The following is a 13,605-nucleotide window of genomic DNA, read 5'->3' on the forward strand; positions in this document are numbered from 1 at the left end:
CTTGCGGAGATGGGCGGGAGCCACCGCGAGCAGCGAGGCCGACGGTCTGTCGGTCGGCGAGATCAGGCCGATCTCCTTCCCTGCCTCGTCGGGCACTCTCCCGCGAGATGCCACTTGTGCACGCTTCTCACGGCGTGTCGCGTGCACAAGTGGCATCTCGCGGCGGGGAGGGAGCAGGCGGGAGGGTCAGCCGACGTGGACGCCCGGGCGGCGCTCGCGGCGGGGCTCGGCGCGGCGCAGGACCTCGCGGGTGACGGGGGCGACCTCGCCGGTGCCGGTGATCAGGAAGCGGAACATGTTGGAGAGCGGGCCGCCCTCGGTCCACTCGAAGTAGACGTCCGGGACGACGCCGGTCAGCGCGCGGATCTCGAGGAGCACCGTCGCGATCGTGTTCGGGATGTTGCCGCTGGTGACCGTGAGCACGCGGAAGCCGTGGCAGACGCGCCCCTGCACGATCAGATCCTCCTCGAAGTCGGACGAGTCCGTGGTGTGCACCTCGAGGAAGAGGACCGGGCCGCGCATCGGCAGGTTGCTGTCGCGCTGCTCCTCGGCCAGCTTGTCGCGGTACTCGCGCTCGGAGCCGTCGTCGGGCTCGTTCGCGAGCACGCGGATCACGCCGTAGTCGTCGGCGTCCGTGCTGAGGAAGTCGAGCGCCTGCGCGTCGAAGGTCACCGAGGTCGCCCGGAGCTGGAACGAGCGCTGCACCCGCGAGATCAGCGACACCACGAGGATGCCGAGGATGAACAGGCTCGCGATCCGCACGCCGTCCGGCCGCTCGACCACGTTCACGACCGTCGTGTAGACGAAGACGAGCGCGATCACCGCGAAGCCGACCGCGCGCTTGCGCTGCTTCTTGCGCTTCGCCGAGAGGAACACCGCGACGGAGGCGGAGGTGATCAGCACCAGCACCCCGGTCGCGTAGGCGCCGCCCTGGGCGTCGACATCGGCGCGGAACAGGATCGTGATCAGGAACGCCACGGCCGTGAAGACCAGCACCAGCGGGCGCACCGCAGCGGCCCACTGCGGCGCCATCCCGTAGCGAGGGAGGTAGCGCGGCACGATGTTGAGCAGCCCCGCCATCGCCGAGGCGCCCGCGAACCAGAGGATGCAGATCGTGCTGATGTCGTAGGCGGTCCCGAAGGCGTCGCCGAGGTACTCGTGCGCGAGGAAGGCGAGGGCGCGGCCGTTGGCCTGCCCGCCCGGCTGGAACTCGGCCTGCGGGATCAGCAGCGTCGTCACGAAGCTCGAGGTGATCAGGAACGCCGACATCGTCACGGCCGCGGTGATCAGCAGCCGCTTCGCCCCGCGGATCCGCCCGAGCGGGGCCGCGTCGGTGTCGCTCGCGTCGCCGCGGATCTGCGGCATCACGGCCACGCCGGTCTCGAAGCCCGACAGCCCGAGCGCCAGCTTGGGGAAGACGATCAGCGCGATGCCGACCATGACCAGCGGATTCCCGTGCTGCGTCGTCAGCGCCGACCACCAGTTCCCGATCACGACCGGGTTCTCGGCGACGTGCGCGATCGCGACGACGATGACGACCGCGTTGAGCACGAGGAACACCGCGACCAGCACGACCGCGATCGAGATCGCCTCCTTGAAGCCGCGCAGGAAGACGATCCCGAGCAGCGCGACCAGTCCCAGCGTCAGCGGCACCTCCGCGCCGTGGAACCAGGCCGGCGCGAACGGGTTCTCGACCGCGTGCGCGGTGGCGTCGGCCGCCGACAGGGTGATGGTGATCATGAAGTCGGTCGCCGCGAAGCCGAGCAGCACCAGCACGAAGAGCTTGCCGCCCCACCAGGGCAGCAGCCGCTCCAGCATCGCGATCGAGCCCTCGCCGCGGAAGCTCTCGCGGGCCACGCGGCGGTAGACGGGCAGCGCGCCGAACAGCGTCAGCAGCACCAGCACGATGGTCGCCAGCGGCGAGACCAGGCCGGCGGCGAGCGCCGCGATCGCCGGCTGGTAGCCGAGCGTGGAGAAGTAGTCGACGCCGGTCAGGCACATCACGCGCCACCAGGAGTGCGTCTTCTCGGTGGTGGAGTGCGGCCCGGGGTGCGCGCCGGAGTCGCTGCGCAGTCCCTCGAGCAGCCACGCCTTCACTCCGCCGCGGGGCGCTCGGCGGAGGGGCGAGGGTTCGAGGGCGTCGGCGTCACCGCGGACGAGAGAGGAGGTCACTGGACGTGTCTACTCGGCGCAGGCGGCTCCGGAGCCGAGAACGCCCGGATCCATACGGTTCCCTAACGGGCAGTTCGCGGGCGGGCGCCCCGACGGAAGCGGATCACCGTCGCGAGGCGTACACGAAGAAGGCTGGATGCCCGGATCAGCCCGGAAAAGGAGCGATCGCGGCCATCCAGCCTTCTTTGTGCACGGAGCGCGAGGACTACTCCTCGACGACGATCGTGGTGATGACCGGGTTGCGGCGGTGACGGCGGGTCAGCCAGCGGCCGAGGGTGCGGGTGATCAGCTTCTCGATCGCATCGCGGTCGGTCGGCTGGCCGGCGGCCTGCAGCACCGCGTCGTCGATCGCCTTGCTGGCGTTGTCCTTCCAGCTCGGCTCCTCGACGAAGCCGCGGGTGAAGAACTCGACCGGCTCGCCGAGCGTGCCGCGGTCGAGGTCGACGATGGCGAGCACCGTGATGGCGCCCTCCTCGGCGAGGACGCGGCGGTCGACCATCGCGTCCTCGGTCGCGACGCCGATCGTGGTGCCGTCGACGAAGACGAGGTCGGCGGGGATGCGGCCGCTCATCCGCGCGCGCCCCTTGACGAGGTCGATCGAGACGCCGTCCTCGATGACGAAGACGTTCTTCTCGTCGATGCCGGTCCGGGTCGCGATCGCGGCGTTCGCCGTGAGGTGGCGCCACTCGCCGTGCACGGGCAGGACCGCGGTCGGACGGAGGATGTTGTAGCAGTAGGCGAGCTCGCCCGCGCTGGCGTGACCCGAGACGTGCACCTTGGCGTTGCCCTTGTGCACGACGGTGGCGCCCCAGCGGGTGAAGGCGTTGATGATCCGGTAGATCGCGTTCTCGTTGCCGGGGATCAGCGAGCTGGCGAGCAGCACGGTGTCGCCGGGGCCGATGTCGATGATGTGGTCCTTGTTGGCCATCCGCGAGAGCGCCGCCATCGGCTCGCCCTGCGAACCGGTGCAGATCATCACGATCTCGGTCGCGGGCAGCTTCTCGAGCACCTTCATGTCGACGACGAGGCCGGCCGGGATCTTGAGGTAGCCGAGCTCGGCGGCGATGCCCATGTTGCGGACCATCGAGCGGCCGACGAACGCGACCTTGCGGCCGTGCTTCTGCGCCGCGTCGAGCACCTGCTGGATGCGGTGCACGTGGCTGGCGAAGCTCGAGACGACGATGCGGCGCGGGGCGGTGCGGAAGACCTGGTCGATCGCGGGGGCGAGGTCGCCCTCCGAGATCGCGAAGCCGGGGACGTCGGCGTTGGTGGAGTCGACCAGGAAGAGGTCGACGCCCTCGTCGCCGAGGCGCGCGAAGCCGGGGAGGTCGGTGGTGCGGCCGTCGAGCGGGAACTGGTCCATCTTGAAATCGCCCGTGTGCAGCACGAGGCCGGCCTCGGTGCGGATGGCGACCGCGAGGCCGTCGGGGATGGAGTGGTTGACCGCGAGGAACTCGAGGTCGAAGACGCCGGCGTCGATCCGGTCGCCCTCCTTCACCGGGCGGGTGCGCGGGGTGATGCGGTGCTCGGTGAGCTTCGCGGTGATCAGCGCGAGGGTGAAGGTCGACGCGATGATCGGGATGTCGCCGCGCTCCTTGAGGAGGTACGGCACGCCGCCGATGTGGTCCTCGTGGCCGTGGGTGAGCACGATCGCCTCGATGTCCTTCAGGCGCGAGCGGATCGCGGCGAAGTCGGGCAGGATCACGTCGATGCCGGGCTGGTTCTCCTCGGGGAAGAGCACGCCGCAGTCGACGATGAGCAGCTTGCCCTTGTGCTCGAAGACGGTCATGTTGCGACCGATCTCGCCCAGGCCGCCGAGCGGCGTGATGCGCATGCCGCCCTTCTCCAGCGGCTTCGGGGCGGGGAGCTCGAGGTGGTGGCGAACGGGCTTGGCGGTTCTGGCGTTTCGCATGGGTGCTTTCCGGTGGGGGACGTGGCGTCGTGCTGGTGCGCGCGGCCCCCGCTTCGTGCGGAGCGCCTCGGCGCAGGTGGTCTGTGTGGTCGCAGGCGCCGGGTGGGTCCGGTGCTCTGCACAGCCTCGTCCGCGGCCACCCGGGTCGTGCTCCGCGCCGCATCGTGCGGCACCGGGAGCTGTGCGGGTGGGGGCGCGGGTCGCGGTGAGGAGGTGGATCCGGAAGTGATCGGATCGCTGCAGAGACCGCGGCGGCCGCGTCCAGCATGACAGCATCAGCCGCGAGTTGCCCGCACAGCGCCGGATTCGACGCGCCTCGGCACGACGAAGCCCCCTCGCCGTCGCCGGTCGAGGGGGCTCAGCGCCTTCCGCGAGATGCCACTTGTGAGCGCGACACGCCGAGGAAAGCGTGCACAAGTGGCATCTCGCGGGATCGTCAGCGCAGGGAGTCGAGGACGGCCTCCAGCTCGTCGACGGCGAAGTCGATCTCGGCGGCGGTGACGACGATCGGCGGGGCGAGGCGGATCGTCGAGCCGTGGGTGTCCTTGGCCAGGACGCCGCGGGCCATCAGGGCCTCGCAGACGGCGCGGCCCGAGGCGAGAGCGGGGTCGATGTCGATGCCGGCCCAGAGTCCGGCGCCGCGGACGGCGACCACGCCGCGCCCGATGAGCGCGGTGAGGCGGGCGTGCAGCTGCGCGCCGCGCTCGCGGGCCAGCGCCTGGTACTCGCCGGTCGCGAGCAGCTCGACGACCGCGAGGCCGACGGCGGCGGCGAGCGGGTTGCCGCCGAAGGTCGAGCCGTGCTGGCCGGGCTGGAGCACGCCGAGCACGTCGGCGTTCGCGACGACCGCCGACACCGGCACGATGCCGCCGCCGAGCGCCTTGCCCAGCAGGTAGACGTCCGGGACGACGTCGACGAGGTCGCAGGCGAAGGTCGCACCGGTGCGGCCGAGGCCGGACTGGATCTCGTCGGCGATGAAGAGGACGTTGTGCCGGGCGGTGATCTCGCGGACGGCGGGGAGGTAGTCGGCCGGCGGGACGACGATGCCCGCCTCGCCCTGGATCGGCTCGATCAGCACGGCGACGGTGTCCTCGTCGATCGCGGCCTCGAGGGCCGCCGCGTCGCCGAAGGGCACCGTGCGGAAGCCGGGCGTGAACGGCGCGAAGCCGTCGCGCGCCTCCGCGTCGTCGCTGAAGGAGATGATCGTGGTGGTGCGGCCGTGGAAGTTGCCGGCCGCGACGATGATGTTCGCGCGGCCCGGCGCGACGCCCTTCACCCGGTAGCCCCAGGCGCGGGCGACCTTGATGCCGGACTCGACCGCCTCGGCGCCCGTGTTCATCGGCAGGACCATGTCCTTGCCGGCGAGGGCGGCGAGCGCCGTCACGAACGGGCCGAGCTTGTCGTTGTGGAACGCGCGGCTGGTGAGGGTCACCCGCGAGAGCTGGGCGCGCGCGGCGTCCAGCAGCACCGGGTGCGAGTGGCCGAAGTTGACGGCGGAGTAGGCGGCGAGGCAGTCGAGGTAGCGGCGCCCCTCGACATCGGTGATCCACGCGCCCTCGCCGGTCGCGGCGACGACGGGCAGCGGGTGGTAGTTGTGCGCGGCGTGCGCCTCCTCCGCGGCGATCAGCTCGGCGGAACGGTCGGTCTCGGTGATGCTCATGTCGTGCCTCCTGAGGACGATCGACTCCTCAAGAGTCGTCGTACTCGAGTGCCGAGTACGACGACTTTTGGAGAGTGGGTGAGGGAGAAGGGGGGCGGCTCAGCGCCGCAGCTCGAGGGTGCAGCACTTCACGCCGCCGCCCCCGAGCAGCAGCTCGGACAGGTCGACGCCGATCGGGTTGTAGCCGCGCTCGCGCAGCTGGCGCTCGAAGCCGACCGCGCGCGAGGCGATGACGACGTTCAGGCCGTCGGAGAAGGAGTTGAGGCCGAGGACGGACGCGTCCTCCTCCGAGACCAGGATCGCGTCGGGGTAGAGCTCGCGCAGGACGCGGTTGCCCTCCTCGCTGAACGCGCTCGGCAGGTAGGCGATGTTCGTGTCGTCGAGCACGGCGATCGCGGTGTCGAGGTGGTAGAACGACGGGTTCACCAGCTCGAGGGTGACGACCTCGCGGCCGAAGATCCGGGCGACCTCGGCGTGCGAGTCGGAGGCGGAGCGGAAGCCGGTGCCGGCGAGGATCCGCTCGCCGACGAGGAGGAAGTCGCCCTCGCCCTCGTTGACCTCCTCGGGCACGCGCACGTCGAAGCCGGCGCCGCGGAACCAGTCCATGTAGGCGGGGCCCTCGGGCTGGCGCTCGGGGTAGGTGAAGGAGGCGCCGTAGGCGATGCCGTCGATCACGAAGCCGCCGTTCGCGGCGTAGACCATGTCGGGCAGGCCGGCCTCAGGCTCGATCAGCTGCACGTCGAAGCCGAGCCCGACGTAGGTGTCGTACAGCGTCTGCCACTGGCGCACGGCGAGGGCGGTGTCGGTGGGGACCTGCGGGTCCATCCACGGGTTGATGCGGTAGACGACGGTGAAGTGCTCGGGGCGGCACATCAGGATCGTCTTGGAGACGGCGGTCCGGGTCGGGGCGGTGGCGAGCACGGCGGTGTCGGTCATTCGAGTCCTCCTGCGAAAGGATGCGGATGAGCGGACCGGGTCCAGTGGCTCCGTCCCCCGCACGGCGGGGTGGAGCACGCTCGCAGCCAGTCTCCCACGCGCAGATCCTGCGATTTCCGCCAGGAGACGCACGGAATCGCTCACTTTCGGAGTCCTGCGCGCAGGATCGCAGCGGCGAGGCGCTCCAGGCCGCGGAGGGGTGGATCGACGATCCGTGGCACGGGCGCCGCGGCCGGGGTAGAACGGGAGTACCGACGAGAGGCGGCTCCGTGATCGATCGCGACGGCCTGGCGATGTTCCTCCGACTCCGCCGCGAGGCGCTGCAGCCCGAGGACGTCGGGCTCACCCGCGGTCCGCGCCGCCGCACCGCAGGGCTGCGGCGCGAGGAGGCGGCCGCGCTCTGCCACATGTCGACCGACTACTACGCTCGGCTCGAGCGCGGCACCGGGCCGCAGCCGTCGGAGCAGATGATCGCGTCGATCGCGCAGGGGCTGCACCTCTCGCTCGGCGAGCGCGACCACGTCTTCCGCCTCGCCGGTCACCGCCCGCCCGCCCGGGGCAGCGCGGGCGAGCACATCGAGCCCGGCCTGCTGCGGATCCTCGACCGGTTGCGCGACACCCCCGCCGAGATCGTCACCGAGCTGGGCGAGACGCTCCGGCAGACCCCGCTCGGCGCGGCACTGCTGGGCGACGCCTCGCTCCGCACCGGCGCCGAGCGCAGCCTCGGCTACCGCTGGTTCACCGAGTCCGCGGCGCGGGAGGCGTATCCGGAGGAGGAGCGGGCGCAGCTCTCGCGGGTCTACGTGGCGGGGCTGCGCGAGCTCGCGACCCTGCGCGGCCCCGGCTCGCGGGCGGCGGAGCTCGCCGCTCTCGTGGCGGGCCGGAGCGAGGAGTTCCGGGCGCTCTGGGCCGAGCACCAGGTCGGGCTCCGGCCGCCGGCGATCAAGCGCTTCCGGCATGCGACGGTCGGGCTGCTCGAGCTGGAGTGCCAGACGCTGCTCGATCCGGAGCAGTCGCACCGGCTCCTCGTCTACACGGCGGTGCCGGGGAGCGAGAGCGCGGGGAAGCTGGAGCTGCTCGCGGTGGTGGGCGCTCCGGTCTGAGCGGCGGGCGGCGGGCCGGTGGCGGCGGGTGCGGGACCGCAGCCGTGCGTCGCAGCGGTGGACCCCGCATCGGTGGATCGGCGGGCCCTGCCTCCGCTCGCCGGATCGGCCGAGCATGGGACGCACACCGACCAGCGACCGCCCACCGGCACCGAGGAGTCCCCATGACCCGCAGCATCCCGATCCCCGACCTGTCCGGTCGGCTCGCCGTCGTCACCGGCGCGAGCGACGGCATCGGCCGCGTGATCGCCACCCGGCTCGCCGCGGCCGGCGCCGAGCTGGTCCTGCCCGTGCGCTCGGCGGCGAAGGGCGAGGCGGCCGCGGCGGGGATCCGGCGCTCGACGCCCGGCGCCGTCGTGAGCACGCGCCCGCTCGACCTCTCCTCCCTCCGCTCGGTGTCCGCGCTCGCCGAGGGCCTGCTGGCCGGCGGCCGCCCGATCGACCTGCTCGTGAACAACGCCGGCGTGATGCAGCCGCCGCAGCGGCAGGTGACGGAGGACGGCTTCGAGCTGCAGTTCGGCACGAACCACCTCGGCCACTTCGCGCTGACGCTCGGCCTGCTGCCGCTGCTCGCGAACGCCCGCGTCGTGCACCAGACGAGCATCGCCGCGCGCAGCGGAGCGATCGCCTGGGACGACCTCGACGGCGCCCGCGAGTACGACGCGATGCGCTCCTACGTGCAGTCGAAGATCGCGGTCGGCCTCTTCGCCCGCGAGCTGGAGGCCCGGAGCGCCGCGGCCGGCTGGGGAGTGACGAGCACCCTCGCGCACCCCGGCGTCTCGCCGACGAACCTGCTGGCGGCGCAGCCCGGCCTCGGCCGCACGGAGCAGGTGCGGGGCCGCGGCCTGATCGTGCTGCTCGCGCGGCTGGGCATCGCCGGCACCGTCGAGAGCGCCGCGCAGCCCGCCCTGCTGGCGGCCACCGCTCCTGACGGCGGCGGGTTCTACGGCCCGACCCGGCTGATCGGCGGGCCGGCGGCGCGCCGCACCCCCTGGGCACCGCTGCGCAGCGCCGACGACGCCCGCCGCCTCTGGGACGTCTCGGAGCAGCTGACGGGCGTGCGCTCCCCGGCGTGAGGGCGCGTGGATCTCGATACGCCCGCTGCGCGGGCTGGTCGATCAGCATGGCGCGCCGCCGCGGCCGCGGCCGCCATGGGGCCGCCGATCCGCGCCGGGCCCCCGGATGGGGGTCTGCAGGGGCGGGGCCGCGAGAGTTCTCGAGGCACCCTGGCAGCTAGCATTCAGGCACCGTGTCCGCCCGCGGTCCGCCGCGGATCCTCTCGAAAGATCTGCCGTGACTCCTCGCCGCCGTCGGCCGCTCGCTCCTCTCACCGCACTCGGCGTCTCCGCCGTGCTGCTCACCGGCCTCGCCGCCGGTCCGGCGCAGGCGCAGGAGGACGGCCCAGTCGGCGCCGCGACGCCGACCGCGAGCACCGACGCGTTCGACCGCGCGCTGTCGAACGCGAAGACGCAGCGCGACGCCGTCGCCGCCGACCCGGCCGCCGAGATCGTCCTCTCCGGCACCATCTCGCTGAAGGACACCGACGAGGCGCACCCCGCCCCGACCGGAGCCGCCTACCGCCTCCGCGTCGAGAACGGCGCGGGCACCGAGATCCGCACGATCGCCACCGAGGCCGCCTTCTCGCTCACCCTCCCGGGCGGCGAGGCCTACTACCTCCTCGCCTCGGTCGACGGCGACCCCAGCTGGTACCCGACCTGGTTCGGCGACACCCCGATCGACGTCGAGGCGGACGGCATCGGCGAGTCCCGGACCGACGTCGCGATCAGCCTCCCCCGCGCGACCGCCGCCTCCGGCACCGTCACCGCCGCCGCGGTCTCCGGCGTCTCGACCACCTCGTTCGTCGTGCAGCCCTACTGGTACGAGCGCGCGTCCAAGGCCTACTACCCGTTCGCCGAGGTCCGCACCTCCGGTCTCCCGGGCGCGGCCGACGCGTGGACCACCGCCCAGGAGGCGCTCCCCGCCGGCGAGTGGGTCTTCCGCCTCGCCGAGCCCGGCTACCCGTCCTACGACGACCAGTACTTCTCGAACCTTCCCCGCCTGAACGGCGCGGCGATCGTCCCCGTCCCCGCCGCCGGCCGCACCGGCGTCGACTTCACCCCGACCGCGTACGTGTCCGAGGTCGGGCGCCTGCAGGGCGACGATCGCATCGCGACCGCCATCGCGGTGACCAGGGCCTACTTCCCCGACGACCTCCCCGTCCTCTACGTCGCGAGCGGCGAGAAGTGGGCGGACGCCCTCAGCGCCGGCCCCGCGGCCGCGACGCAGGACGGCGCCCTCCTCCTGACCAACCGCGACGACGTCCCCGACGTCCTCGCCGCCGAGATCACGCGCCTCTCGCCGAGGAGGATCGTCGTCGTCGGCGACGCGTTCTCGGTCTCCGACGCCGTCTACGACCGGCTCGCCACCTTCGCCCCGGCCATCACCCGCATCGCCGGCTCCGACCGCTACGACACCTCGCGGAAGATCGTCGAGAACGCCTTCCCCACGCCCGGCTTCGGCACCGTGTTCCTCGCCACCGGCGGCAACTTCCCCGACGCCCTGTCGGTCGCGCCGATCGCCGGCCGCACCGACCAGCCGGTGCTCCTCGTCGACGGAGCGCAGCCCGCTCTCGGTGAGCCGACCCGGGCCGCGATCGACCGCCTCGACGCCGGCCGCGGCCAGCTCATCGGCGGCACGAACACGATCTCGAGCGGCATCGAGTCCGAGCTCCGGGCCTCGGGCCTCACCGGCACTGTGAACCGCATCGCGGGCACCGACCGGCACGACACCAGCCGCCTGCTCAACGCGGCCTACCCGCCCTCGCCGCTCGTCGACACCGCCTTCCTCGCGTCGGCGACCGGCTTCGCCGACGCCCTCGCGGCCGGCCCGGCCGCCGCCTCGATCGGCGCCCCGCTCTACCTGAGCGAGCCGAACTGCGTCCCCGCCCTGACCCGCCGGGCGATGCAGGGCCAGGACCTCGACCGGATCTTCCTGCTCGGCAGCGTGCGCACGCTCTCCGCCGACGTGGCCTCGCTCCGCGGCTGCTGACGCCGGGCCCGGGAAGCACCCCGCGAACGCGCCCCGGGCGGGGGACCACTCCTCCGACCGGGGCCGTTAGCATTCGAACCATCGTGTCCGCCGCGGCCCGCCGCGCTCAACGGAAAGCCACACTGTGACTCCTCGACGCCGCCGTTCCTCAGCGCTCCCGCTCGCCCTCTCCACGCTCGCGGTCGGCGCCCTCGCCGTCACGGGCCTCGTCGCCGGGCCCGCCTCCGCCGCGACGGCCGCCGACGGCGCGATCAGCGGCACCGTCACCGCGCCCGCCGTCGCCGGCTCGCACCGCTTCGTGGTGCAGGCCTGGGACATCGACGGCGACCCGAGGGACGCGGACCTCGTCGCCTCGACCGAGACGACCCTCGGCGCAGGAGCGGCGGGTGGCTACACCCTCACCGGCCTGGAGAACGGCTCGTACGTCGTCCGCGTGGTCGAGAAGCCGACCGGCTCAGCGGTCCCCACCGTCGGCGACCAGTTCTGGCAGCGCACCGACTGGGTGGGCGACTCGACGGAGGTCGCCGTCAGCGGCGGCCCGGTCACGGCCGTCGACTTCGCGCCCGAGCCCTGGTCCTTCTCCTCGATCCGCATCTCCGGCAGCGACCGCTACGGCACCTCCGTCGCGACGACGCAGTCGGTCGCGCCCGGCGTGCCGGTGCTCTACGTCGCGAGCGGCGGCGGCTGGGCGGACGCGCTCAGCGCCGGTCCGGCCGCCGCGGTCCAGGGCGGCGCCCTGCTGCTGACCGACCCGGATCAGCTCTTCCCCGTCACGCGCGCCGAGATCCAGCGGCTCGCCCCGAAGAAGGTCGTCGTCGTCGGCAGCGACCTGACCGTCTCACCGGCCGTCTTCCAGGCGATCGACGCCGTCGCCGGCTCGGTCGTGCGCATCGGCGGCACCGACCGCTACGACACCTCGCGCCTGCTCGTCGCGGACGCGTTCCCCGCCGGCTCGGCCGACGAGGTCTTCCTCGCCACGGGCGGCAACTTCCCCGACGCACTCTCGGTCGCGCCGGTCGCCGGCCGCCTTGGCGAGCCCGTGCTCCTGGTCGACGGCGCGGAGCCCGACCTCGACGCGGCCAGCCGCACGGCGATCTCCCGCCTCGACCCGGCGACCGCCGTCGTGATCGGCCAGGAGCCCTCGATCTCCGCGGGCATCCAGGCCCAGCTCGTCTCGTCGGGCGTGGTCGACGGAACGGAGCGGATCGGCGGCGAGAGCCGCTACGCCACCAGCCGCCTGGTCAACGAGGCCTACGCCCCGGCCGAGCTCACCGACACGACCTTCCTCGCCTCGGGCGAGGGCTTCGCCGACGCGCTGTCCGGAGCGACGGCCGCCGCCGCGAACGGCTCGCCGATCTCGCTGAGCCGGCCCGCCTGCGTCCCGGCCGAGACGGTCGACTCGCTGAAGCGCCTGCACCTCGACTACGCGACCGTCCTCGGCAGCGAGCTCACGCTCTCGTCCGCGGTCGCCAAGGTCGCGGCCTGCTGACCCGGTGACCTCCGCAGCGCAGAGCCGCGCCCTCCTCCTCGGCATCGAGACCGGCGGCACCAAGGTCGTCGCCGCGGTCGCCGGCCTCGACGACCCCGAGCGGATCCTCGCGAAGACGACCCTGCCCACCCGCGGACCCGCGGAGACCCTCGGCGACCTCGCCGCGTTCACCCGCGACCACGGCGTCGAGGGCACGATCGCCGCGATCGGCGTCGCCTCGTTCGGCCCGCTCGACATCGACCCCGCCTCCCTCAGCTACGGCCGGCTCACCTCCACGCCCAAGCTCGGCTGGGAGGGCGCCGACGTGCTGTCCCCGCTCGAGGCCGCGGCGCCCGGCGCGCGCACCGCCCTCGTGACCGACGTCAACGGCGCCGCCCTCGGCGAGGCGCGCTGGGGTGCCGGGCAGGGCGAGCCCGACTTCGTCTACCTCACGGTCGGCACGGGAGTCGGCGGCGGCATCATCGCCGGCGGACGCCTGCTCGCCGGCAGCGGCTGGCCCGAGGTGGCGCACGTGCTGCCGCGCCGGCACCCGGAGGACCGCTTCGAGGGCACCTGCCCGTTCCACGGCGACTGCCTCGAGGGGCTCGTCGCCGGCCCGGCGATCTCGGCGCGCTGGGGTGTGGACGGCTCGAGCCTCGGCCCCGAGGACGCGGCGGCGAATCTGCGCATCAGCTCGTTCTACCTAGCGCAGCTCGTCACGACGCTCGCCTACGTCGCGGGCGTCCGCCTCGCGATCGTCGGCGGCGGCGTCGCCAAGACCCCCGGCCTGCTCGCGGCCACCGAGGCGGAGGTGGAGCGCCTGATGGGCGCTCCCGGCGCGAACGGCACCGGCGGAGGCCGCCTGCGCCTGGTCCCCCCGGCGCTCGGCGACGAGGCCGGCGTCCGAGGCGCCCTCTCCCTCGCGGAGTCCCTGCTCTGACCCCCCTCCGCGAGATGCCACTCGGGTACGCGACACGCCGTGGAAGGCGTACCCGAGTGGCATCTCGCGGGAGGGAGTGGGGACTAGAGGGCGTCGAGGTCGTGGAGGGCCGCCAGCGCGCGGGCGAGGCGGGCGGGCTCGGGCTCGTCCCACCACTTCGGGCCGCGCTCGCCGAGGCCGTGCTTGGCCAGGCCGGTCCGCCGGCGGGCGGCGGCGACCGCGGCCTCGTCGCCGGCCTTCTTCGCCGTGCGGACGCCGGAGCGGCCGCGGCCGAGGTGCGACTTCAGCGCCGCGACGACGTCCTCGGGGAGGCTCGGGTCGGTGCGGCGCCAGCGGCGGCCGTTCACGACCAGCCAGCGTCCGTCG

Annotated in this window: 10 protein-coding genes; 5 read left to right on the top strand and 5 right to left on the bottom strand. The window is 73.3% G+C overall.

All coding sequences use genetic code 11. From position 1 onward, the window contains the following. Positions 1 to 186 precede the first annotated feature (186 nt). From GTU73_RS18505 to ddaH, 4 genes are all read right to left on the bottom strand, one after another. On the bottom strand, positions 187 to 2,097 hold the full coding sequence (locus GTU73_RS18505) for an amino acid permease (protein WP_347877758.1): 1,911 nt from the start codon (positions 2,095 to 2,097) through the stop codon (positions 187 to 189). 280 nt (positions 2,098 to 2,377) lie between these two features. Beyond that, complete coding sequence (locus tag GTU73_RS18510; protein ID WP_208543821.1) at positions 2,378 to 4,006, bottom strand: ribonuclease J; 1,629 nt, start codon at positions 4,004 to 4,006, stop codon at positions 2,378 to 2,380. A 514-nt stretch (positions 4,007 to 4,520) separates the two neighbouring features. Continuing rightward, on the bottom strand, positions 4,521 to 5,744 hold the full coding sequence (rocD, locus tag GTU73_RS18515; RefSeq protein WP_160091074.1) for an ornithine--oxo-acid transaminase: 1,224 nt from the start codon (positions 5,742 to 5,744) through the stop codon (positions 4,521 to 4,523). Between the two features lie 99 nt (positions 5,745 to 5,843). Further along, positions 5,844 to 6,680: a dimethylargininase gene (ddaH, locus tag GTU73_RS18520; RefSeq protein ID WP_160091075.1), complete on the bottom strand. Its 837-nt coding sequence runs from the start codon at positions 6,678 to 6,680 to the stop codon at positions 5,844 to 5,846. Positions 6,681 to 6,949: 269 nt separating this feature from the next. Between ddaH and GTU73_RS18525 the strand changes: the two genes are divergently transcribed. The 5 genes from GTU73_RS18525 (at position 6,950) to GTU73_RS18545 (ending at position 13,239) form a co-directional block, all read left to right on the top strand. Further along, positions 6,950 to 7,783, top strand: coding sequence for a helix-turn-helix transcriptional regulator (locus tag GTU73_RS18525; RefSeq protein WP_160091076.1), 834 nt, complete (start codon positions 6,950 to 6,952; stop codon positions 7,781 to 7,783). A 164-nt stretch (positions 7,784 to 7,947) separates the two neighbouring features. Continuing rightward, positions 7,948 to 8,859, top strand: a complete 912-nt coding sequence (locus tag GTU73_RS18530; protein ID WP_160091077.1) for an SDR family oxidoreductase — start codon at positions 7,948 to 7,950, stop codon at positions 8,857 to 8,859. Between the two features lie 217 nt (positions 8,860 to 9,076). Next, a complete protein-coding gene (locus tag GTU73_RS18535; RefSeq protein ID WP_160091078.1) occupies positions 9,077 to 10,831 on the top strand; it encodes a cell wall-binding repeat-containing protein in 1,755 nt (584 codons plus the stop codon). 124 nt (positions 10,832 to 10,955) lie between these two features. Next, positions 10,956 to 12,320 (top strand): cell wall-binding repeat-containing protein, encoded by a 1,365-nt coding sequence (locus GTU73_RS18540; RefSeq protein WP_160091079.1) that lies wholly within the window; start codon positions 10,956 to 10,958, stop codon positions 12,318 to 12,320. Positions 12,321 to 12,324: 4 nt separating this feature from the next. Then, complete coding sequence (locus GTU73_RS18545) at positions 12,325 to 13,239, top strand: ROK family protein (protein WP_160091080.1); 915 nt, start codon at positions 12,325 to 12,327, stop codon at positions 13,237 to 13,239. Between the two features lie 83 nt (positions 13,240 to 13,322). Here the strand turns inward: GTU73_RS18545 and GTU73_RS18550 are convergent, their stop codons facing one another. After that, entirely contained in the window at positions 13,323 to 13,592 is a 270-nt protein-coding gene (locus tag GTU73_RS18550; RefSeq protein WP_208543822.1) for a biopolymer transporter Tol, read from the bottom strand. Positions 13,593 to 13,605 lie beyond the last annotated feature (13 nt).

Origin of the sequence: Rathayibacter sp. VKM Ac-2804, assembly GCF_009866655.1 — a bacterium.
Classification (GTDB): Bacteria; Actinomycetota; Actinomycetes; order Actinomycetales; family Microbacteriaceae; genus Rathayibacter.

Excerpts from the sequence above, each read along its gene's own strand:
- GTU73_RS18510 (WP_208543821.1), bottom strand. The coding sequence starts at position 4,006 with ATGCGCATCACGCCGCTCGGCGGCCTGGGCGAGATCGGTCGCAACATG.
- rocD (WP_160091074.1), bottom strand. The coding sequence starts at position 5,744 with ATGAGCATCACCGAGACCGACCGTTCCGCCGAGCTGATCGCCGCGGAG.
- ddaH (WP_160091075.1), bottom strand. The coding sequence starts at position 6,680 with ATGACCGACACCGCCGTGCTCGCCACCGCCCCGACCCGGACCGCCGTC.
- GTU73_RS18530 (WP_160091077.1), top strand. The coding sequence starts at position 7,948 with ATGACCCGCAGCATCCCGATCCCCGACCTGTCCGGTCGGCTCGCCGTC.